This is a genomic window from Paragemmobacter amnigenus, assembly GCF_009908265.2.
GTDB lineage: Bacteria > Pseudomonadota > Alphaproteobacteria > Rhodobacterales > Rhodobacteraceae > Paragemmobacter > Paragemmobacter amnigenus.
In genome coordinates, this window is sequence record NZ_JAAATX020000004.1 from 12054 (window position 1) to 32844 (window position 20791).

The following is a 20791-nucleotide window of genomic DNA, read 5'->3' on the forward strand; positions in this document are numbered from 1 at the left end:
GTTCGACCCCTGTCGCTTGCCCCGTTGCTGTGCCAGACTGGACGAAAGGGGATCACATGTCCGTCACCACGCTCGTCTTCGATGCCTATGGCACGCTGTTCGACGTCACCGCCGCCGCCCGCCGTGCGGGGGCCGACACGCCCGCTCTGGCGCAGGTCTGGCCCACGCTGGCGGGGGAATGGCGCAGGAAGCAGCTGGAATACACATGGCTGCGCGCCATCACGGGGGCGCATGCCGATTTCGCTGCCGTGACCGCCGACGCGCTGGACTGGGCGATGGAGGCGGCGGGGCTGTCCGATCCCGCCCTGCGCGCGCGTCTGCTGGCGCTTTACGACGAACTCGACCCCTTCCCCGAGACGGCAGAGGTGCTTGGCCACCTGAAGGACAGCGGCTTCCGCCTTGGCATCCTGTCGAACGGCACGCCCGCCATGCTGGCCGCCGCCACCCGCGCGGCGGGGATCACGGGGCTGTTCGACGCCGTCCTGTCGGTCGAGGAGGTCCGCATCTACAAACCCCATGCCAGCGTCTATGCGCTGGTCGAACGCCACCTTGGCGCGTCACCGCAACAGGTGCTGTTCGTGTCGTCAAACGGCTGGGACATCGCGGGGGCGGCGCGCTTCGGGTTCCGGACCGCTTGGGTGAACCGCGCGGGCCTGCCCGTCGACCGCCTGCCCCAGCGCCCGATGCATGAAATCCCCGACCTGACCCATCTGCCACGGCTGATCGCATGACCCGTTTCTTCACCGCCCCCGACGGCGCCCGCCTTGCCTATAAGGACGAGGGAGAGGGGCTTGCCCTGCTCTGCCTTGCCGGACTGACCCGCACGATGGGCGATTTCGACTATCTGCGCCCGCACCTGCCGCCCTGCCGCCTGATCCGGATGGATTACCGCGGCCGCGGGGCCAGCGACTGGACGGGGGCCGCGACCTATACCGTCCCGCAAGAGGCGCAGGATGCGCTGGCGCTCATGGACCATCTGGGGGTGGACCGCGCGGCGGTGCTTGGCACCTCGCGCGGGGGGCTGATCGGGATGCTGCTGGCGGCGCTGGCGAAACCGCGCCTCATGGGGCTGTGCCTGAACGACATCGGGCCAGAGATCCACCGCGCGGGGCTGGTGCGGATCTTCGACTATGTCGGGCGCAATCCGGCATCGAAGACGCATCAGGTTCTGGCCGATGCCATGCCGCGCAACATGCCCGGTTTCGCCAATGTCCCCCCCGCCCGCTGGCTGGAGGAGGCGCGGCTGCATTACACGGCGACGGAGACGGGGCTGAAGATCACCTATGACCCCGCCCTGCGCGATGCCTTCCTTGCCGCCTTCGACGGGCCGCCTGCCGACCTGTGGCCGCTGTTCGATGCCTGCGCAGGGCTGCCGCTGGCGCTGATCCGGGGGGCGAATTCCGACCTGCTGACGGCGGAAACCGCGGCCGAGATGCGCCGCCGCCGCCCCGACATGATCTTTGCCGAAGTGCCCGATCGCGCCCATATCCCCTTTCTGGACGAAGCCGAAAGCGTGGCGGCCATCCGTGCCTTTCTTGCGGCCTGCGCATGACCGACATCGCGCTGATCCAGTCCGCCGCCGCCCGCCTTGCCGGACATGCCCGCGTGACCCCGCTTCTGAACGCGCCGCTGCTGGATGCGCTGGCAGGGCGGCGGGTGTTCGTGAAGGCCGAGTGCCTGCAACTGACCGGATCGTTCAAGTTCCGCGGCGGCTGGTCCGCCGTCTCGGCTCTCGATCCCGCCACGCGGGCGCGGGGGGTGATGGCCTATTCCAGCGGCAACCACGCGCAGGGGGTGGCGCTGGCGGCACAGCGCCACGGGGTGCCTGCGGTGATCCTGATGCCCGCCGACGCGCCGCAGGTGAAGATCGCCAACACCCGCGCCTACGGGGCAGAGGTGATCCTTTACGACCGAGCGACCGAGGACCGCGATGCCCTTGGCGCGGCCCTGACGGCGGAACGCGGGCTGACGCTGGTCAAACCCTTTGACGACGCGCAGGTGATCGCGGGTCAGGGTACCTGCGGGCTGGAGATTGCGGAACAGGCGCAGACCGCGGGCGTGACAGAGGCCACGGTGCTGACCTGCTGCGGCGGTGGCGGGCTGACCGCAGGCATCGCGCTGGCGCTGGAATCGCGCGCCCCCGCGCTGACCGTGCGGCCGGTGGAGCCTGCGGGTTTCGACGACACCGCGCGCTCGCTGGCATCGGGCCGGATCGAGCGGAACGCGGCGGCGACGGGGTCGATCTGCGACGCGATCCTGACCCCCGCCCCCGGTGCGCTGACCTTTCCCATCCTGCGCCGCCTTTGCGGCGCGGGCCTGACCGTCACGGACGATCAGGCGCTGCGCGCCATGGCGCTGGCATTTGCCCATCTGCGGATCGTGCTGGAACCCGGCGGGGCGGTGGCGCTGGCCGCGGCGCTCTTCCACGACGACTTGCCCGATACGGTGATCTGCACCGCCTCGGGCGGGAATGTGGACCCCGCGACCTTCCGCATGGCGTTGGAGCGTTACCCCGCCTGACCGCCCCTTTCGAACATTTCGCACCGCCGCCGCCCCATCCGCACCACCCAGAGAGTCACCTTCCGAACATGGCCCCCGTCTTCCTGCCCGACCTGCGCCTGAATGCCGACCTGACCGGACCGGAGGGGGGCGCGCCCCTCGTCCTTGTCCACGCGCTCGGCACCTCTGCCGCGATCTGGGACGATCTGCTGCCGCTTTTGCCCGCCACCCTGCGCGTCCTGCGCCTTGATCTGCGCGGGCATGGCGCGTCGGACGTGCCCGCCGCGCCCTATGCCATGGGCGCGCTGATACGCGATACCGAACGGCTGATGGACCATTTCGCGCTGAAGGATGCGGTGATCCTTGGCCTGTCCATCGGCGGGCTGGTGGCGCAGGGGCTGGCGGTCAAACGGCTGGACCTGATCCGCGGGATGGTGCTGTCGAACACGGCGGCCAAGATCGGGCGGCCGGAACAATGGGCCGACCGCATCGCCGCCATCCGCGCGGGCGGCATGGCCGCGCTGCATGACGCCACGATGGAACGCTGGCTGGGGCGGAAATGGCGCGACAGCCCCGCCCTGCCCCGCCTGTCGCGGCTGTTCCTTGCCACCGACCCCGAAGGCTGGTGTGGCTGTGCCGCCGCCATCGCCGGAACCGACTTTTACGAGACGACGGCCACCCTGACCCTGCCCACCCTTGCCATCGCAGGGGCCAATGACGCCTCGACCCCGCCCGATCTAGTGCGCGAGACGGCCGAGCTGGTCAAAGGCCACCGCTTCGCCCTGATCCGCGGCGCGGGCCATATCCCGCCGGTGGAAAAGCCCGCGGAATATGCCGCCCTGCTGACGCAGTTCCTGACGGAGATCGGGCATGTCTGACATCCTGCTGGTCCATGGCGCGGCGCATGGGGCGTGGTGCTGGCACCGCGTCCTGCCGCTCCTGCGCGCGATGGGGCACACGGCGCGCGCGATCGACCTGCCCGCGCACGGGGACGATCCGACCGATCCGTCGGAGGTGACGCTGGACCTGTACGCCGACGCCATCCTGAACGCGACGCGCGGCCCCACGATCCTTGTCGGCCATTCCATGGGCGGCTTTCCCATCACCGCCGCCGCCCAGCGCGCGCCGGACCGCTTCGCGGCGCTGGTCTATCTCTGCGCCTATCTTCCCGTGGCGGGGCAGAGCCTTGCCGGGATGCGCCGCGCGGGGCCAAGCCAGCCGCTTGCCGGTTCCTTCCTCCTCGACGACAGCCGCACCACCTTCACCTTCGACCCCGCCCGCGCGCCCGCGCTGTTCTATCACGACTGCCCGCCCGAAGATGTCGCGCTGGCCGCGCGCCGCCTGTGCCCCCAACCGATCCGCCCGCAGGAAACCGCCCTTCCCGACACGTCGCGCGCCGAAACCCTGCCGCGCTTCTACATCCGCTGCGCCGATGACCGCGCCATCCCGCCGGGCTACCAGACCACCATGTCCGCCGCCCTGCCCCGCGACCATGTCCTTTCGCTGCCCTGCGGCCATTCCCCCTTCTTCGCGGCACCCGATGCACTGGCCCGCCACATCGACGCAATTTCGCGCGCGCCCTCTGTCAAGCGCGCCTGACAGGCGCTAGCTTCCCCGCCAACCCAACGGGAAGCCCCATGTCCGACCGCCGCGAAAAGCTCGCCCTCGCCTTCATCCTGATCACCATCACCATCGACGCCATCGGCATCGGCCTGATCTTCCCCGTCATGCCCGACCTGATCGAAAGCGTGACGGGCGGGTCGCTGTCGCAGGCGGCGGTCTGGGGCGGGATCCTGTCCACCTCATACGCGGTGATGCAGTTCCTGTTCGGCCCCGTGATAGGGTCGCTGTCCGACCGCTATGGCCGCCGCCCGATCCTGCTGATCTCGCTCCTCGTCATGTCGCTCGACTACCTCGTCATGGCCATGGCGCCGACGATCTGGCTGCTGCTGGCGGCCCGCGTGGTGGCAGGCATCACGGCGGCGACCTATTCCACCGCCACAGCCTATATCGCCGACATCACCCCGCCCGAGAAACGCGGCGCCCGCTTCGGCCTGATCGGGGCCTGTTTCGGCGTGGGCTTCGTCGCGGGGCCGCTGATCGGCGGGCTGCTGGCAGCCGTCGACCTGCACGCCCCCTTCTACGCCGCCGCCGCGCTGGCCCTTGCCAACATGGCCTTCGGCTTCTTCGTCCTGCCCGAGACGGTAACCGACGCCACCCGCCGCCCCTTCAGCCTTGCCCGCGCCAACCCGCTGGGCGCGCTGCGGGCAGTGTCGAAGTTGCCCGGCCTCAAGCGCGTGCTGACCTGCTTCCTGATCCTCGGCATCGCGATGAACGTCTATCCGGCGATCTGGGCCTATTACGGTCAGGCCCGCTTCGGCTGGGACAGCACGATGGTGGGGATGTCGCTGGCGCTTTACGGCATCAGCTTCGCCGTGGGACAGGCGGTGCTGGTCGGCCCGTTGATCCGCCGCTTCGGCGAACTCCGTGCGGTGCATTACGGCATGTGGGTGGATGTGGTGACCCTCGCCGCGCTCGGCCTTGTCACCCAGGGCACCCACGCCCTCATCATAACCCCGATCACCGCCCTGGGCGGCGTCGTCACCCCCGCGCTGCAGGCACTGGCCAGCCGCGCCGCCCCCGCCGATGCGCAAGGGGAACTCCAAGGCGTCCTCGCCTCGCTCAACGCCATCGCCATGATCACCTCGCCGCTCATCATGACCAACACCTTCGCCGCCTTCACCGCGCCCGATGCCCCCGTCTACTCTCCCGGCGCGCCCTTCCTGCTGGCCTCGGCACTCATGCTGCTCTGTCTGGTCCTGCATGTGACAGGCAAGGCCAAGGGCTGAAAGCGTCACCTGCGCGTCGCAAACCATTGGGCAACCCGCGGCAGCCCCCTTCATCTTGGCCCAAATACTCTGCGGGGGTCCGGGGGTGCAAAACCCCCGGCCCCGGTCAGCCACAGGCAGGAGGCCGGACATGAAGCTCAAGGATCTCGAAATCTTCGTCGTGGCCCCTCCCTTCCCCGGCTGGGGCGGGCGCTACTGGATCTTTCCGAAACTGACGACCGACACCGGCATCACGGGCTATGGCGAATGCTATGCCTCCACGGTCGGGCCCACCGCGATGAAGGCGGTGATCGAGGACGTCTTCGAGCGCCACATGCAGGGCGAGAACCCCGAGAATATCGAACTGATGTTTCGCCGCGCCTATTCCGCAGGCTTCACCCAGCGTCCCGACCCCACCGTGATGGGGGCCTTTTCCGGCCTTGAAATCGCCTGCTGGGACATCCTGGGCAAGGCCCGCAACCGGCCTGTCCATGCCCTGCTGGGCGGCCGGATGAATGACCGCATCCGCAGTTATACCTACCTCTACCCCGAACCGGGCAAGGAAAGCGCCGAATTCTGGGTGGACCCCGACGCCGCCGCCGAGGCCGCGCTGCGCTTCGTCGGCATGGGCTTCACGGCGGTGAAGTTCGATCCCGCCGGTCCCTACACGATCCGCGGCGGCCATGAACCGGCCATGTCCGACATCACCCGCTCTGTCGCCTTCTGCAAGGCGATCCGCGCGGCGGTGGGGGACCGCGCCGACCTCCTCTTCGGCACGCACGGACAATTCACCACGCCGGGCGCCATCCGCATGGGGCGGGAACTCGAACCCTACAACCCGCTCTGGTACGAGGAACCGATCCCGCCGGACAACCTGCTGGAATTTGCCGAAGTGGCGAAATCCGTCCGTGTGCCGCTGGCGACAGGCGAACGGATGACGACCAAGGCCGAATTCGGCACGCTCTTGCGCGCGGGCGGGGTAAAGATCCTGCAACCGGCACTCGGCCGCGTGGGTGGCATCTGGGAGGCCAAGAAGATCGCGGCCATGGCCGAAATCTTCAACGCCGAGATGGCACCGCATCTTTACGCGGGCCCCGTCGAATGGGCGGCCAATGTCCACTTTGCCGCCTCGATCCCCAATCTGCTGATCGCCGAAACCATCGAAACCGGCGGCGCCTTCCACCAGAAGCTCATCCGCAATTCGATCAAATGGGAAGACGGCTACATCATCCCGCCCGAAGGCCCGGGTCTGGGGATCGAGTTCGACGAGGATGTCGCCCGCGCCCATCCCTTCACCGGAACCGGCCTGCACCTGCAGATGCAGGAAGCGCCCTGCGACTACCGCCACGGCAACCGCTTCGAGGGGGGCGCGCCCAGCACCCTGCCGCACAAGACCTGACCGGCGCCGACCGGCGGGGTCAGAAGGCCAGCGCGTAGGACAGCGTCAGGCGATAGCCGCGTTCCGTCTCGGTCACGGCACCACCGGCAAGGGCCACCGACAGATGGCCCGCGCCCACGCTGCCCGTGACGCCCAGTTCGGCCTGCGGCGCGGCATGGCTTGCGACACCGTCAAGGCTGGATGCCATCCGCACCCGGCCCGTCGCAAGCGATCCGTAGGGAACCCAGCCCCCCGCCAGCGGGGATGCGGCCTCGGCCCGCAGAACGGCCGAAACCGACCAGAAATCGCGGATTTCCTCTGCCACATCCGCCGTGCCCGACCGGTGCGCCCCCACCCTTTCGCGATAGCCCATGGCGCGGATGGCAGGCATCAGCACGGCCGGCCCCGCCTGCCACGTCCCGCCCAGCCCCGCCGCCACCATCATGCGCTTGCCGTCAAAGGCGGCGTCTCCCGTGGCGTAGTCCGGCCTTGCCAGCCCGACATGCCCGTCCAGCATCAGCCCCCCCTGCAAGGGCAGGCCGAGGTAGAGCCCGATCGCAGGGGTCCGCGCCTTCATCACCGTCGCGCCCTGCGTCACCTCGATCCAGTCCTGCGCCAGATAGAGACCCGCCAGCCCGCCCGTATCCAGCAGGATGTCCGCGCCCAGCGTCAGACTGCCGCCCGACCCGTCGCCGCCTGAAAGCCCGATCCCCGACACCGAGGCCCAGACAGCCATCTCCTGCCCCGTGCCGGATGTCGACAGGACCACCGGCCCCGACGCCATCGCACCGGCCAGCCCCGCCTGCACCCGTCCGGCGACAAGGTCCGTGACGGTCTGCACCTGAACCACCGCCTCGGCCCCTGTCAGCGCGCTGGTGGCAGGGCCGCGCAGGCGCAGCACCAGATGCAGGGTGGATTCCTTCTGGATGTTGTAATCGGACAGGGTCCGCCCGTCCTCCAGCTGCTTGCCCGCAAAGATAAGGCGCTGCTGGTCGGGCGGGATGCCCTCCTTGTCCTGTATCTTCTGCTTGACGTTTTCGATGGTGTCGGACGGCTCCACGTCGAGCGTGATGGTCTTGCCGGTCAGTGTCTTGACAAAGATCTGCATGGCCTGCGCGGCCTGTGCGGTTGCGATGCAGACTGCCGCCGCAGCCAGAATTGCCCGAAACATCCCCAGAGTCCTTGTCCTACAACGCAGCGCGGCATCACGGGCCGTCCATTGTTATCGTCCGCGCAATCCGGCTCATCGGCAAAGACACTGGCGATCCCGGGAGGACTCGAACCCCCGACCCGCCGCTTAGAAGGCGGCTGCTCTATCCAGCTGAGCTACGGGACCGTTGTCCCCCTTTTGGCCGACCCTGCCGTTTCAGGCAAGGCCCCTACAGCGCGCGGGTCATGAAGACGGAATTGGGATCGTCCCAATATCCCTCGAAGGGCGGGCATTCGGTGAAGCCCGCCTTGGCATAGAGCGCGCGGGCCGCGATGAAGGTGGGCTGCACGCCGGTTTCAAGGCTCAGCCGACGATAGCCCGTCGCCTTCGCCTCGTCCACCAGATGGTCCAGCATCCGGCGCGACAGGCCACGCCCGCGCATCTCGGCCAGCACATGCATCGACTTGATCTCGGCATGGCCGTCGTCGATCCGCTTGAAGGCCCCCATGCCCACCGGCATCCCTACGTCGCGCATCACGAAGAAGCGCACCTCGGGGATGGCCAGTCCGGACGCATCCATCATGTGGATCGATTCGGGCGGCGTGTCGGCATGCATATCCGCCGTATGCCGTTCGAACAGCAGCTTCAGGTCGGACCCGAGCGGGCTTTCCTCGGTGATGGTGATGTCCATCATCGCCCCGTCAATGCGTCCACGCACCCCGACGGTCGGTCGCGAAATTCTCGCCATAACCGCGCGGGCGGATCACCGGCTTGCGGCCCTTGGGTTCGATCACGTCGAACTCGATCCCCTTCGATGCGGCATAGGCTTCCGCCGCCTCGCGCGTGTCGAAGCGGAGCTTGACCTGCGCCTGCGTGTCGTCGCTCGAGGTCCAGCCCATCAGCGGGTCCACCTCGCGCGCCGAGGCGGGGGCGAATTCCAGCACCCAGCCCTTGGCCTTGGCCGTGCCGGATTGCATGGCGTTCCGGGCGGGTTGGTAGATGCGGGCGCGCATGGGAAACCTCCTGATCGTGCAGGGGTGTTTTGGCGAATGTGGGGAAAGGATGCAAGCGGCAGGATGCCACGCGGGCCTTCTTCGAAAAGAACTGCCGACCGGTCGCGGGAGTGTGGGTGGGGTGTGTGGTGCGACCGGCCGGCAGTCTTGCTGCTTGCCCGATCATCGTGCCCCAGCAATGCGTAGAATGCAACCCAAGGATGCAATCAACGGCGAAATATATCCTAAAATTGACGCCATTTCCTTCATAGATCGGCAATCACCCGACCATGGCCGCCCCGCCCCGCTTGCAGGGGAACAAAAACGGATCAAATCTGTCGGGCCATGCCGGCCCCGAGGGAATCACGATGCCCCACAACAACGCGAACGCCCTGAGCGAACGCCCCGACGTCCTGACGCGCCCCAAGCTGGAAGGCGGGCGGCGATTCGTCATGCACAGCCCCTTTCAGCCTGCCGGTGACCAGCCCACGGCGATTGCCGAACTGACGGCGGGGGTTCTGGCGGGCGAACGCGATCAGGTGCTTCTGGGGGCCACCGGCACGGGTAAGACCTTCACCATGGCCAAGGTGATCGAAGAAACCCAGCGCCCCGCCATCATCCTTGCGCCGAACAAGACGCTGGCCGCGCAATTATACGGGGAATTCAAGGGGTTCTTCCCCGAAAACTCGGTCGAATACTTCGTGTCCTACTACGACTACTACCAGCCCGAGGCCTATGTCGCCCGCACGGACACCTATATCGAGAAGGAATCCCAGATCAACGAACAGATCGACCGGATGCGCCACTCGGCCACCCGTGCGCTTCTGGAACGCGATGACGTCATCATCGTGGCCTCTGTCAGTTGCATCTACGGCATCGGGTCGGTGGAGACCTATTCCGCCATGACGCAGGACCTGATCACCGGCCAGATGTACGACCAGCGCAAGGTCATGGCCGAACTCGTCGCGCAGCAATACCGCCGCAACGATCAGGCCTTCGCCCGCGGCTCCTTCCGCGTGCGCGGCGACAGTCTGGAAGTCTGGCCCGCCCACCTCGAAGACCGCGCATGGCGGTTTTCCTTCTTTGGCGAGGAGCTGGAGAGCATCACCGAATTCGACCCGCTGACCGGCGCCAAGACCGACACGTTCCAGCAGATCCGCATCTATGCCAACAGCCACTACGTCACCCCCCGCCCGACGATGCAGCAGGCGATCAAGGGGATCAAAGCGGAACTCGCCCTCCGTCTCGACCAGCTCGTGAAGGAAGGCAAGTTGTTGGAGGCGCAGCGTCTGGAACAGCGCACCCAGTTCGATCTGGAAATGCTGGAAGCCACCGGCGTCTGCAACGGGATCGAGAATTATTCCCGCTACCTGACGGGCCGCGCCCCGGGCGAACCGCCGCCCACCCTGTTCGAATTCATCCCCGACAATGCCATCGTCTTTGCCGATGAATCCCACGTCTCGGTCCCACAGATCGGCGGCATGTATCGCGGCGACTACCGGCGCAAGTTCACCTTGGCCGAACACGGGTTCCGCCTGCCCTCCTGCATGGACAACCGCCCCCTGAAATTCGAGGAATGGGACGCCATGCGCCCCCAATCCGTCTTCGTCAGCGCCACCCCCGCCGCGTGGGAGCTGGAACAGACCGGCGGCGTCTTCACCGAACAGGTCATCCGCCCCACCGGCCTGATCGACCCGCAGGTGGAAATCCGCCCGGTCGAGATGCAGGTGGACGACCTGCTGTCCGAAATCCGCATCGTCGCGCAAAAGGGCCTGCGCGTGCTGGTCACGACCCTGACCAAGCGGATGGCCGAGGACCTGACCGAGTATTTCCACGAACAGGGCATCCGCATCCGCTATATGCACAGCGACATCGACACGATCGAACGCATCGAAATCCTGCGCGACCTGCGGCTGGGCGCCTTTGACGTCCTGGTGGGCATCAACCTGCTGCGCGAGGGGTTGGACATTCCCGAATGCGGCCTTGTCGCCATCCTCGATGCCGACAAGGAAGGCTTCCTGCGGTCGGAAACCTCGCTCATCCAGACCATCGGGCGGGCGGCGCGCAATGCCGAAGGCCGCGTGATCATGTATGCCGACCGCATCACGGGGTCGATGGAACGCGCGATAGCCGAAACCAACCGCCGCCGTGACAAGCAGGTGGCCTATAACCTGGAACACGGGATCACGCCCCAGACGGTGAAGAAGAACGTCGAGGATGTGCTGGCAGGTCTCTGGCAGGGCGATACCGACCAGTCCCGCGTCACGGCCAAGGTCGACAAGCCGATGGTGGGCCAGAACCTTGCCGCCCATCTGGACGCGCTGCGCGCCCAGATGCGCAAGGCTGCCGAGAATCTGGAATTCGAGGAAGCCGCCCGCCTGCGGGACGAGGTGAAGCGGCTGGAAGCGGTCGAGCTTGCCGTGGCCGACGATCCGCTGGCGAGGCAATCGGCGGTGGAAGAGGCGGCCGAGGCCGCCGTCAAATCCTCGGGCCGCAGCACGGCGGGACGGGCGGGCCAGCGCGGCGGGAACAAGCGCCGCCGCTAGGCCGCCGCCGCGCCCTGCGGCCAGTCCAGTTGCGCGGTCCCGCCCTCGACCCGGCCCCGCACCAGAATCCCCGGTTCGGAGACGGCGGGAAACGCCTCGGCCCAGTCGCGGTAGCGGTCATTCGTGACGACGCCCGTGCCCAGCTTCGCCGCCTCTTCCAGCAGCAGCGGATCGGCGGGCGATCCCTTGGGCGCGACCTTCACCTGCTTGCGCGACACGCCAAGGACGCGCGCCAGATCGGCGGGGTTCATATAGCCCCCGCCAACCTTGTATCCCACATTGGCGTCGAACCAGACCACCGGCGTCAGCCCCGCGCGCTGCACCTCTCCGACCACGGCCGAAACGGATTGCAGCGAGGGCACCTCGTCCTGCCAGTACATCACGTTGGACCCGTCGATGACGACCCAGCGCCGCGGTGCCGCCTTGGCCGCGCGGCGCCGCTCGGCGCTGCGCGCCCGCTGTTCGGCCCGCGCCTTCGTCCGCCGCCGCGCGCGCCACTTGGCCCTGAGCCAGAGGCAGAGCGCCACCACCCAAGCCGCCGCCGAACCGAGGAAGAGCGGCCCGAATGCCTCGTCCGGCATGGGCAGGCCCGCCACCATCCCGGCGAAGGCGAGGATCAGAAGGTGGAAGGGCGAGAACATGGGAGGCGCACGCATTGTTTCACGATTCCCGCACAGTATCGCCCGCAATCAAGGCGCAAGCGTGGCAGCGCATGGGCAAAGCCCACCGCGATACGCCCTGCAAGTGTCGGGAAAGACTGGGCAATGCCTTTCCCTTTGCCAAATGGCGCGGCGCGGCCCATATGGAAACGGACAGTTGCACGGGATGCCATGAAACCCTTTCTCGACCCCGACCATCCGATGTTCCGCCGCGCCTGGGTGCGCTGGGTGACGGCGCTTGTCCCGCTTGGCTGGGGGGCGTTCGAACTCTGGCTGGGCAATCCGTTCTGGGCGGTCCTCTTTGCCGCGGCAGGGCTGTATGCCGGCTGGATTCTGATCGCCAAACCAAAGGGTTAAGGCAGAGCGGCGGCCACCTCGTCGGCCAGTGCCGCCACCTCGCCGCGCGTGGCGCCGCGGGCCGATTCGGTGGCAGCCAGCCCCAGACCCAGCGTTTCGGCATAGACCACGCGGTTGCCCAGCCGCGACGTCGCCACGCGGGCCTTGTCACCCGCTGCTGACGCAACATCCTGTGCCAGACGTGTTCCCGCCTTCCAGCGGTTGAGGACGATCATCGCCTGCCGCCCCTCGCGGGCGATCAGGTCCAGCATCCCGTCCACCGCCCAGAGATCGACATGGCTGGAGGCGACGGGGATCAGCACCAGATCAGCCTCGCGCAGGGCGGGGCGAAGGTCGGCATCAACCTTGGGCGGGGTGTCCACGATGACCAAATCATTGGTCTTGCGCAGTTTTTCGCATTCGTAGCTGACGCCCCAGGCACTGGCGGTCGAAAAGTCCAGCCCCTCGGTCCGGTTGCGGTCGCGCCGGGCCATGAACCAGCGGCCAAGACTGCCCTGCGGATCGGTGTCCAAAAGCGCAACCCTTTGACCGCGTTGCAGGAATTCCACGGCCAGTGTGACGGCCAGCGTCGTCTTGCCCGCCCCGCCCTTCTGCTGCGCGATGGTGATGACATGGCCCATCGGACCCTCCGTCCTTGCCTATGCTGCACCGCAGCATGAATGGGGCGAGGCGTCAATGCGACCAATGCGGTCTGTCCGCAGGCTGTGCCGACAGCCGTACCGCAGGCTGTACAGACAGGGCGCAGGGCGGGCTTCGTTCCACCGGACGGCTACAAGCGCAGCGCAGCGCCCGACGGAACCCGCGGCGCTGCGGCCGCGTTCGGGGGGAAAGCCATCCATAGCGGAGACGCCCGATGAAACCGATCACCCTGCTACTTGCCCTGCTGACACTGGCCGCCTGCGAGACGATGGAAGGCTTCGGCCGCGATGTCGAACAGGCGGGCGAGGAGATCACCGAGGAAAGCGTCGAAACGCAGGCCGGGATGTAGCCCGCGCGCCGTCGCCTCCTGGCCACCGTAGGGCGGGGTTCACCCCGCCGCGCGCGTGCCGGTTCCGACCACGGCGGGGTGAACCCCGCCCTACCCTGAAAGGATACCCCATGCAGACGATTCCCAAGACCCCCCTCGCGGTGCTGATCGCCCTCCTCCTCCTCGCCTCCTGCGGCCCGCTGGTCGGCGCCGGCGTGGCCGTGGGGGCGGATGAGATCGCGGAGGATGAGGATGGGGGGGATGGGTTGTTCTGAGGGGGGTGTTGGCAGGCTTGCAATTGCGCCAGCCGTCGCTACGCTTTCGCGCAGAGGTTGTTCGTGACGAGTGAGACATGTCTGCAAAGCCCGACCCCGCCGCGCCCGGTCTCGACAGGACGGAACGGCGCAGGCTGATCCTGAACGAGAAGTGCAAGGCGCAGAGCGGGTTCTGTTACAACCTCGGCGTGGCGATCATCACGGCCGGTCCTGTGGCGAACCTGATCAGTCAGGCACCGACCCTGCACCCGCCGGTGATCGTCCTCTCTTGCGCCTTCGGGATGATCTTCTATCTTTTGGGGAACAACCGGCTGGACCAGATGGTGGAGTGAGTAATGGCTTTCCTGACGATCCTTGCCATAGGCACCTTCGGCCTGCTGCTCGCCGGGGTCAGCCACATATCCATCTCGCGCGAACGCAAGGCGCTGCTGGACGCGCGGGCGCGTCTGGCGGAAGAGCAGGCGGCCAAGGCTGCAACCGAAACAGAGGCGTCATCTGTGCGTCACCGTGCGCTATCGGCGTTCGTCCTGCGTGCTAGCCTTCCACGCCATGCGCAGGCCGCACCGAAGCAGTATCGGCGAGTTCGGGCGAAGCTGTAGGGCGGGGTTCACCCCGCCTTCGAAGGGGGTGTGACGGGGTGACCTGAATCAAAAGCAGGGATGATTGGCAGGGTGCGCAATATTACCCTGCTTGCACAAAATGTTATCGTAACTCGTTCCCGTGAGGCGTTACGTGCTCTACTATCGAGTCTACAAGCGAATGAAGCAGAGGTCTGCGAACCAACCGAGTGCCTTCGTCTCACTACACTATGCGTTGTTTGCGATCATTATCCCCATAATCGCTGGATCTATCCTTGGAATGTTGCTCGAAAGAATTGGTATCGCCAGCTAACCATCTGACTCCTACATCATGGTGTCATCCGTAGCGGCTGGTGCCATATACATCCACGCTTGCGAATGGTTTGACAAAGACCCCTGACACTGTACGACAGCGGCGGGGTGAACCCCGCCCTACGCGTTACTTGAGTGGTGACTCAAACATCTAAATGGTGTGCCTTTGAAACGTTTCTTATTGATCATGGTAGCAGTTGTCGTTTGCTTGTTTGCGGGCCTTTTGGCATGGAAACAGCCTGCGCCCGATTTAACTGCAGTTAAGCGCGGCAACGCACTCGTCGAATTCATTGAATCAAGTGAACCAAAGGTAACGACACACGCATCTCTCGATCAGTGCATGCTGAGCATTGAAGAGCACTTTACGCACGGATGCCCACCTGGTGCGAGATATCGTACACTGCGAATTGAAGCTGATTTAACTTCGGTTTCCCATGTTATACTGCGTGTCTTTGAGGATCAGACATACATGATCTTCGCCCCAAAGGGTTCAGCAGTAAAATTCCGTAAAACTATGCTTAAATGTGATGGCGATCTGATCGAAATGAAATCCCCGGCGACTTTAAGCATGCTTGTGCCCAAAAGCATTGAAATTGGGAACGCTGATGAGCTGTCGCGTGTCGTTTCCGACTGTAACGACCTCATGGCACAAGACTGACGGCAAGGACAATTCCCCGTCAAGAATCCATCTTCAACGCCGAAATAAACGCCTCCTGCGGGATCTCCACCTTGCCGAACTGGCGCATCCGCTTCTTGCCGGCCTTCTGCTTGTCCAAGAGTTTCCGCTTCCGCGTCGCGTCGCCGCCATAGCACTTGGCCGTCACGTCCTTCCTCATCGCAGACAGCGTCTCGCGCGCGATCACGCGGCCGCCGATGGCGGCCTGGATCGGGATCTTGAACATGTGGCGGGGGATCAGTTCCTTCAGCTTTTCCACCATGGCGCGGCCGCGCATTTCGGCGCGGTCGCGGTGGACCATCATCGAGAGCGCGTCGACCGGTTCCTCGTTCACGAGGATGGACATCTTGACGAGGAAATCTTCGCGGTATTCGGAAATCTGGTAGTCGAAAGAGGCATAGCCCTTGGTCACCGATTTCAGGCGGTCGTAGAAGTCGAACACCACCTCGGCCAGCGGCAGGTCATATTCCACCATGGCGCGGTTGCCGGCATAGGTGAGGTTGAGCTGGATGCCGCGGCGGTCCTGGCACAGCTTCAGGATGTCGCCCAGATATTCGTCCGGCACCATGATCGTGGCCTTGATGCGCGGTTCGGTGATGTGGTCGATATAGGTCAGGTCGGGCATGTCGGCGGGGTTGTGCAGGTCGCGCACCTCGCCATCCTTCATGTGCAGCTTGAACACCACCGAAGGCGCAGTGGTGATGAGGTCGAGGTCATATTCCCGCTCCAGCCGGTCGCGGATCACCTCGAGGTGCAGAAGGCCAAGGAAACCGCAGCGAAAGCCGAAGCCGAGGGCGGCGGAGGTTTCCATCTCGTAGCTGAAACTCGCGTCATTGAGGGCGAGTTTCTCGATCGCGTCCCGCAGCGCCTCGAAATCGTTGGCATCGACGGGGAAGAGGCCGCAGAAGACCACGGGCTGCGCGGGTTTGAAGCCCGGCAGGGGCGTGTCGCAGCCCTTGCGTTCATGGGTGATGGTGTCGCCCACGCGGGTGTCGCGGACCTGCTTGATCGAGGCGGTGAGCACCCCGATCTCGCCCGGGCCGAGTTCGGCGATGTCGACCATCTGCGGTTTCAGGACCGCCAGCTTGTCGATGCCGTAGACGGCGCCGGTCTGCATCATCTTCACGCGGTCGCCCTTGCGGATGACGCCGTCCATGACGCGGATCATGACGACGACGCCGAGATAGGCGTCATACCAGCTGTCCACCAGCATGGCCTTGAGCGGCGCGTCGCGGTCGCCCTTGGGGGCGGGAAGGCGGGTCACGATCGCCTCCAGCACGTCGGGGATGCCGAGGCCTGTCTTGGCCGAAATCGGAATGGCGTCCGAGGCGTCGAGGCCGATCACGTCCTCGATATTTTCCTTCACGCGGTCGGGGTCGGCGGCGGGCAGGTCGATCTTGTTCAACACCGGCACGATCTCGTGCCCCGCATCGATGGCCTGATAGACGTTGGCGAGCGTCTGCGCCTCCACCCCCTGGCTTGCGTCGACGACCAGCAGCGAGCCTTCGACGGCGCGCATGGAGCGGGAGACTTCGTAGGCGAAGTCGACGTGGCCGGGGGTGTCGATCAGGTTGAGGATATAGGTCCGCCCGTCCTTGGCCGGATATTCGATCCGCACGGTATTGGCCTTGATGGTGATGCCCCGCTCACGCTCGATATCCATGCTGTCGAGCATCTGCGCCTTCATATCCCGCGCGGCGACCGTGCCCGTCATCTGGATCAGACGGTCGGCGAGGGTGGATTTGCCGTGGTCGATATGGGCCACGATCGAGAAATTGCGGATGAGGTCAAGCTGGGTCATGCCGCGCCATATAGCCTGTCCCAGTTGGGTCGGAAAGCCCCTGCGGAGCCGCGCCCTGCCCCTTCGCACCGGCCCGGAGACCCATGCGGGGAAAACCGCCCCGCGCACAGGTCAAAAGCCGGGGAATCGGGGGGGGGGGGGGGGGGGGGGGGGGCCGATGCCAGCCCGTATCCGGGTTCAGGCAGCCGCCCGCGCGGCATGGGCATCGGCCAGAAGGCACAGGATCTCGAACATCATCGTGGCCCCGACAAGCGCGGTGTTGCCCGAAGGGTCGAAGGGCGGCGCCACCTCGACCACATCCGCGCCGATCAGGTTCAGCCCCGCCAGCCCCCGCACCATTGCCTGCGCCTCGTGCACGGTGAAGCCGCCCACCTCGGGCGTGCCGGTGCCGGGGCAGAAGGCGGGGTCGATCCCGTCCACGTCGAAGGTCAGGTAGGTCGGCCCCTGCCCCGCCACCTGCCGCGCCCTCTCCACCACCCCGGCGATGCCCAGACGGTAGACATCCTCGATGTAAAGCGTGGTCACCCCCGCCGTTTCCGCGAAATCGGTCCCGTCCGGCGCATAGCGCGTGCCGCGGATGCCGATCTGCACCGTCCGTTTCGGGTCGATCAGCCCCTCTTCGATCGCGCGCCGGACATGGGTGCCGTGGGTATAGCGGTGGCCGCCGAAATAGCTGTCATTCGTGTCGGAATGGGCGTCGAACTGGATCAGCCCCACGGGGCCGTCCTTGGCGATGGCCCGCAGGATGGGCAGCGTGATCAGGTGGTCGCCCCCCGCCGTCAGCGGCACCGCCCCCGCCGCATGGAGCCCCGCATAATGCGCGGTGATGAGCGACAGCGCCTCGGGCACGTCGATCGGGTTCATCGGCGCGTCGCCAAGGTCCGCCACCCGCGCCACCTGATAGGGCGAGCGGCGCGTCACGTGATGGAAGGGGCGGATGAACATGCTCATCTCGCGCATGGCGCGCGGGCCATGGCGCGTTCCGGCGCGGTTGGTGGTCCCGCCGTCATAGGGCAGACCGAGCAGCGCGATATCCACCGCCGCCGGATCCGCCAGCATGGGCAGGCGGAAGAAGCTGACCGCCCCCGCATAGCGCGGCAGATGGGACGAGGAGGCCGGCCAATAGCGTTCCTGCATCTTCCGTCCCCTTCCCTGTCCCTGATCCTGCTGCATCCTTCCCCAAAGGCCCGCCGCACGGCAAGCCCCGCCCTGCGGGCCACGGGGGGCGAAATGTGATCGGACCTGCCGCTTCGGATGGTTGAAAAAACGCGGGCAATCGGCATACTGCGCGCCAAAAGACGACCGCGCGCCACGGCGGCGCGGCAAGAGGCAGAGACATGAAAACCACCCTGTTCGGCGCGGCGCTTGCCACGCTCGTCCTTTCCGCGATCCCCACGCTGGCCCTGGCCGGCCCCATCGAACGCGCCTGTCTGCGGTCGGACCGCGACGCGGCGAACCGGCGGGTCTGTTCCTGCATCCAGCAGGTGGCGGACATGACCCTGCGCGGCGGCGACCAGCGCCGCGCGGCGAAATTCTTTGCCGATCCCGACCGCGCGCATGAAACCTGGATGTCCAAGCGCGCCAGCGACGACGCCTTCTGGGAGCGTTACAAGAACTTCGGCGCCACGGCCGAGGCCTATTGCGCGGGCTGACCCGCCGCTATCCCCGCACGGCCAGCGCGGCAACCAGACCGCGCGCCGCATCCTCGATAAGGTCGAGCGTGCGGTCATATTCGCCCGTATACCACGGGTCGGGCACCTCTTCGCCATGCTGTGGGGCATGGGTCAGGAAAAGCTCCGGTTCGGTCCCGCCTGCGGGGCACAGGGCGCGGACATCGCGCAGGTTGGCGCGGTCCATCACGAGGATGCGGTCGAAGCGGGTGAAATCGGCCACCGTGATCTGCCGCGCGCGCAAGGCGCTCAGGTCATAGCCGCGTTTGCGGGCGGCGGCGACGGCGGGGGGATTGGGCGGCGCGCCCGCGTGCCAGCGCCCGGTGCCGCAACTGTCGACCTCGACCTGCAGGCCCGCCGCCTGCGCCATGGCGCGGAACACGCCCTCGGCCGTGGGAGAGCGGCAGATATTGCCAAGGCAGACAAAGAGGATGCGGGTTGTCATGCGCCTTGGGTAGCGGCGATGGGGGCGGGGGCGCAAGCCCCCTGCGCCCCGAGAGGCACGGCGGATCAGTCGCCCGCGCCGTGGTCCATGTGCTGGGAATGGTCCATGCTGCCATGGGCGGAATGGTCCATCATCCCCGCGCCCGGCTTGCGGGCATTGTCCACCACGGCCTCGACCGTGATCTCGCCTGCCTGTTCGAAGGTCAGGGTCAGCGGGAAGGTATCGCCATCCTTCAGCGCGCGGGTCAGGCCCATCAGCATGACATGGTCGCCGCCACGGGCCAGTTCGTGCATCTCGCCCGCCGGCAGGGCGATACCGCCCTCGATCTTCATCATCTGCATCACGCCATCGGCGCTTTCCTTGTGGGTGTGCAACTCGACCTTGGCCGCCACATCCGCCGCCGCGCCGACCAGCACGTCATCGGTGCCGGTGTTGTTGTGCAGCATGAAGAACACCGCGCCGGAACCGCCCTCGGCGCCGTTCGAACGGGCATAGACATCGTGGATATGCATCCCATCGGGATGCTCTTCGGCCATGGCGGGCAGGGCGCAGAGGAACAGGGCAGCCGCCGTGGCGGCAAGTTTCGATTGGAACGACATGATCATGTCCTTGTCTGTCAGGTTGGAAGAAGGCTTCGTCCGGATCAGAGCAAGGGCGGGGGGCCGCGCGCGGCAGGTTCGGGGGCGGCGGGCTGGTCCGCGTCCAGCGGCAGGGCGCAGACATGCGGCTCGCTGCGGGTCAGCGGGCGGGCGGGGGCCATGACGGGGTCGCCCGCAGGCGCGGGTGTGGCGATAAGGCAGTCGGGGCAGTGCTGCGCGCTGTCGACAGGGTTGCCGTCTGCATCCAGCGTGACGGTCGCGGTGCCGCCATGCCCGTCGCAAAGCTCCAGCGTCATGGCACCCGTCATCTGGCCGCGCGCCACCGCCATCGTGACCGAGGTCAGCGACAGGACAAGCGCAAGGAGAAGGCCACAGAGCACACGCAGGGTCATGCACCGATATCTAGGCGGTCCGGCGCGCGGGCGGAAGGGGGCCAAAGGTCGCTGCCCCACAGTCCCTTGGCCGGTGGCACCGGCCGGACAAGCGAAAAGGCCCCGCTGCGGCGCGCGCTGCGGGGCCCTTTCGGCAAGGACGCAAGGGATCAGGCGGCAGCCTGGGCCTTGGCGATCTCTTTCTTGATCTTCAGCGCGGCCGCCGACAGTTCGTCATCCTTCGCCTTGGCGAGGAAGGCGTCCAGACCGCCGCGATGGTCCACGGTCCGCAGGGCAGCGGCCGAGATACGCAGCTTGAACGACTGGCCGAGAACGTCCGAGATCAGCGTGACCTCGTTCAGGTTCGGCAGGAAGCGGCGACGCGACTTGTTGTTCGCGTGGCTCACGGTGTTGCCGGTCATCGGGCCCTTGCCCGTCAGTTCGCAGACGCGCGACATCGTCGTGTTCCTTCGTGTGTATACGGGACAAGGCCCGAGTCACCCCGGGGAGTCCGAATTCGATTGGGGGCGTGTAAGCGCAAAGCCGGGCCGCGTCAAGCGACCCTTGGGCGCGACGGCGGGGATGGGGGGCGATTTTTCGCAGAAAAATCGGGGCCGGAACAGGCGATTTTTCTGCGAAAAATCCGCGCCCTCCCCCGCGGGGGCGCCTCTGGCCCCTTTGTCGGGTC

At 66.5% G+C, this 20791-nt stretch carries 26 protein-coding genes and 1 tRNA gene; 15 read left to right on the forward strand and 12 right to left on the reverse strand.

Annotated elements, in window-relative coordinates:
• Window positions 1-56: 56 nt before the first annotated feature.
• The 7 genes from GU927_RS06125 (at window position 57) to GU927_RS06155 (ending at window position 6726) form a co-directional block, all read left to right on the forward strand.
• Entirely contained in the window at window positions 57-731 is a 675-nt protein-coding gene (locus GU927_RS06125) for a haloacid dehalogenase type II (protein WP_161761476.1), read from the forward strand.
• Window positions 728-1552, forward strand: coding sequence for an alpha/beta fold hydrolase (locus GU927_RS06130; protein WP_161761477.1), 825 nt, complete (start codon window positions 728-730; stop codon window positions 1550-1552). The genes GU927_RS06125 and GU927_RS06130 overlap by 4 nt, the downstream gene beginning before the upstream one ends.
• Window positions 1549-2520: a threonine ammonia-lyase gene (locus GU927_RS06135; RefSeq protein ID WP_161761478.1), complete on the forward strand. Its 972-nt coding sequence runs from the start codon at window positions 1549-1551 to the stop codon at window positions 2518-2520. Before GU927_RS06130 ends, GU927_RS06135 begins: the two co-directional genes overlap by 4 nt.
• Window positions 2521-2588: 68 nt before the next feature.
• Window positions 2589-3377 carry a 3-oxoadipate enol-lactonase gene (gene pcaD, locus GU927_RS06140; protein WP_161761479.1) on the forward strand — a complete coding sequence of 263 codons (789 nt, stop codon included), beginning with the start codon at window positions 2589-2591 and terminating at the stop codon, window positions 3375-3377.
• Window positions 3370-4098: an alpha/beta fold hydrolase gene (locus GU927_RS06145; protein ID WP_161761480.1), complete on the forward strand. Its 729-nt coding sequence runs from the start codon at window positions 3370-3372 to the stop codon at window positions 4096-4098. The genes pcaD and GU927_RS06145 overlap by 8 nt, the downstream gene beginning before the upstream one ends.
• 38 nt (window positions 4099-4136) lie before the next feature.
• The gene (locus GU927_RS06150) at window positions 4137-5348 is read left to right on the forward strand and encodes a TCR/Tet family MFS transporter (protein WP_161761481.1); all 1212 of its coding nucleotides are present in this window, start codon (window positions 4137-4139) and stop codon (window positions 5346-5348) included.
• A gap of 130 nt (window positions 5349-5478) precedes the next feature.
• On the forward strand, window positions 5479-6726 hold the full coding sequence (locus tag GU927_RS06155; protein ID WP_161761482.1) for a mandelate racemase/muconate lactonizing enzyme family protein: 1248 nt from the start codon (window positions 5479-5481) through the stop codon (window positions 6724-6726).
• A gap of 19 nt (window positions 6727-6745) precedes the next feature.
• Here GU927_RS06155 and GU927_RS06160 read toward each other — a convergent pair whose 3' ends face one another.
• The 4 genes from GU927_RS06160 to GU927_RS06175 form a co-directional block, all read right to left on the reverse strand.
• Entirely contained in the window at window positions 6746-7876 is a 1131-nt protein-coding gene (locus tag GU927_RS06160) for a ubiquitin family protein (RefSeq protein WP_217765549.1), read from the reverse strand.
• An 88-nt stretch (window positions 7877-7964) separates the two neighbouring features.
• A tRNA-Arg gene (locus tag GU927_RS06165) sits at window positions 7965-8041 on the reverse strand.
• 43 nt (window positions 8042-8084) lie between these two features.
• The gene (locus GU927_RS06170) at window positions 8085-8549 is read right to left on the reverse strand and encodes a GNAT family N-acetyltransferase (protein WP_161761768.1); all 465 of its coding nucleotides are present in this window, start codon (window positions 8547-8549) and stop codon (window positions 8085-8087) included.
• A 7-nt stretch (window positions 8550-8556) separates the two neighbouring features.
• On the reverse strand, window positions 8557-8868 hold the full coding sequence (locus tag GU927_RS06175) for an ETC complex I subunit (protein WP_161761483.1): 312 nt from the start codon (window positions 8866-8868) through the stop codon (window positions 8557-8559).
• A gap of 347 nt (window positions 8869-9215) precedes the next feature.
• On the opposite strand from GU927_RS06175, the gene uvrB reads away from it, so the two are divergent.
• Window positions 9216-11393 (forward strand): excinuclease ABC subunit UvrB, encoded by a 2178-nt coding sequence (gene uvrB / locus GU927_RS06180; RefSeq protein ID WP_161761484.1) that lies wholly within the window; start codon window positions 9216-9218, stop codon window positions 11391-11393.
• Here the strand turns inward: uvrB and GU927_RS06185 are convergent.
• A complete protein-coding gene (locus GU927_RS06185; RefSeq protein WP_161761485.1) occupies window positions 11390-12049 on the reverse strand; it encodes an NYN domain-containing protein in 660 nt (219 codons plus the stop codon). The genes uvrB and GU927_RS06185 overlap by 4 nt on opposite strands.
• Before the next feature lie 174 nt (window positions 12050-12223).
• On the opposite strand from GU927_RS06185, the gene GU927_RS06190 reads away from it, so the two are divergent.
• A complete protein-coding gene (locus GU927_RS06190; protein WP_161761486.1) occupies window positions 12224-12409 on the forward strand; it encodes a hypothetical protein in 186 nt (61 codons plus the stop codon).
• Here the strand turns inward: GU927_RS06190 and parA are convergent.
• Window positions 12406-13029 carry a ParA family partition ATPase gene (parA, locus tag GU927_RS06195; RefSeq protein WP_161761487.1) on the reverse strand — a complete coding sequence of 208 codons (624 nt, stop codon included), beginning with the start codon at window positions 13027-13029 and terminating at the stop codon, window positions 12406-12408. The genes GU927_RS06190 and parA overlap by 4 nt on opposite strands.
• 233 nt (window positions 13030-13262) lie before the next feature.
• Here parA and GU927_RS06200 point away from each other — a divergent pair, with 233 nt between their 5' ends.
• The 5 genes from GU927_RS06200 to GU927_RS06220 all read left to right on the forward strand — a co-directional run bounded on the left by GU927_RS06200 (window position 13263) and on the right by GU927_RS06220 (window position 15199).
• Window positions 13263-13397 (forward strand): entericidin A/B family lipoprotein, encoded by a 135-nt coding sequence (locus GU927_RS06200; protein ID WP_161761488.1) that lies wholly within the window; start codon window positions 13263-13265, stop codon window positions 13395-13397.
• A gap of 110 nt (window positions 13398-13507) precedes the next feature.
• Window positions 13508-13651: a hypothetical protein gene (locus GU927_RS06205; RefSeq protein ID WP_161761489.1), complete on the forward strand. Its 144-nt coding sequence runs from the start codon at window positions 13508-13510 to the stop codon at window positions 13649-13651.
• 77 nt (window positions 13652-13728) lie between these two features.
• The gene (locus GU927_RS06210; protein WP_161761490.1) at window positions 13729-13983 is read left to right on the forward strand and encodes a hypothetical protein; all 255 of its coding nucleotides are present in this window, start codon (window positions 13729-13731) and stop codon (window positions 13981-13983) included.
• Between the two features lie 3 nt (window positions 13984-13986).
• On the forward strand, window positions 13987-14250 hold the full coding sequence (locus GU927_RS06215; RefSeq protein ID WP_161761491.1) for a hypothetical protein: 264 nt from the start codon (window positions 13987-13989) through the stop codon (window positions 14248-14250).
• Window positions 14251-14707: 457 nt separating this feature from the next.
• On the forward strand, window positions 14708-15199 hold the full coding sequence (locus tag GU927_RS06220; RefSeq protein ID WP_161761492.1) for a hypothetical protein: 492 nt from the start codon (window positions 14708-14710) through the stop codon (window positions 15197-15199).
• A 19-nt stretch (window positions 15200-15218) separates the two neighbouring features.
• Here GU927_RS06220 and lepA read toward each other — a convergent pair whose 3' ends face one another.
• Both lepA and speB read right to left on the reverse strand, forming a co-directional pair.
• On the reverse strand, window positions 15219-17018 hold the full coding sequence (lepA, locus tag GU927_RS06225; protein ID WP_161761493.1) for a translation elongation factor 4: 1800 nt from the start codon (window positions 17016-17018) through the stop codon (window positions 15219-15221).
• A gap of 177 nt (window positions 17019-17195) precedes the next feature.
• On the reverse strand, window positions 17196-18155 hold the full coding sequence (gene speB, locus GU927_RS06230) for an agmatinase (RefSeq protein ID WP_161761494.1): 960 nt from the start codon (window positions 18153-18155) through the stop codon (window positions 17196-17198).
• Between the two features lie 200 nt (window positions 18156-18355).
• Between speB and GU927_RS06235 the strand changes: the two genes are divergently transcribed.
• Entirely contained in the window at window positions 18356-18670 is a 315-nt protein-coding gene (locus GU927_RS06235; protein WP_161761495.1) for a hypothetical protein, read from the forward strand.
• Between the two features lie 7 nt (window positions 18671-18677).
• Here GU927_RS06235 and GU927_RS06240 read toward each other — a convergent pair whose 3' ends face one another.
• The 4 genes from GU927_RS06240 to rpmB form a co-directional block, all read right to left on the reverse strand.
• Window positions 18678-19133: a low molecular weight protein-tyrosine-phosphatase gene (locus GU927_RS06240; protein ID WP_161761496.1), complete on the reverse strand. Its 456-nt coding sequence runs from the start codon at window positions 19131-19133 to the stop codon at window positions 18678-18680.
• Between the two features lie 65 nt (window positions 19134-19198).
• Window positions 19199-19732: a copper chaperone PCu(A)C gene (locus tag GU927_RS06245; RefSeq protein WP_161761497.1), complete on the reverse strand. Its 534-nt coding sequence runs from the start codon at window positions 19730-19732 to the stop codon at window positions 19199-19201.
• A 44-nt stretch (window positions 19733-19776) separates the two neighbouring features.
• Window positions 19777-20124 carry a hypothetical protein gene (locus GU927_RS06250; RefSeq protein ID WP_161761498.1) on the reverse strand — a complete coding sequence of 116 codons (348 nt, stop codon included), beginning with the start codon at window positions 20122-20124 and terminating at the stop codon, window positions 19777-19779.
• A 149-nt stretch (window positions 20125-20273) separates the two neighbouring features.
• The gene (rpmB, locus tag GU927_RS06255) at window positions 20274-20561 is read right to left on the reverse strand and encodes a 50S ribosomal protein L28 (RefSeq protein WP_161761499.1); all 288 of its coding nucleotides are present in this window, start codon (window positions 20559-20561) and stop codon (window positions 20274-20276) included.
• Window positions 20562-20791: the final 230 nt, after the last annotated feature.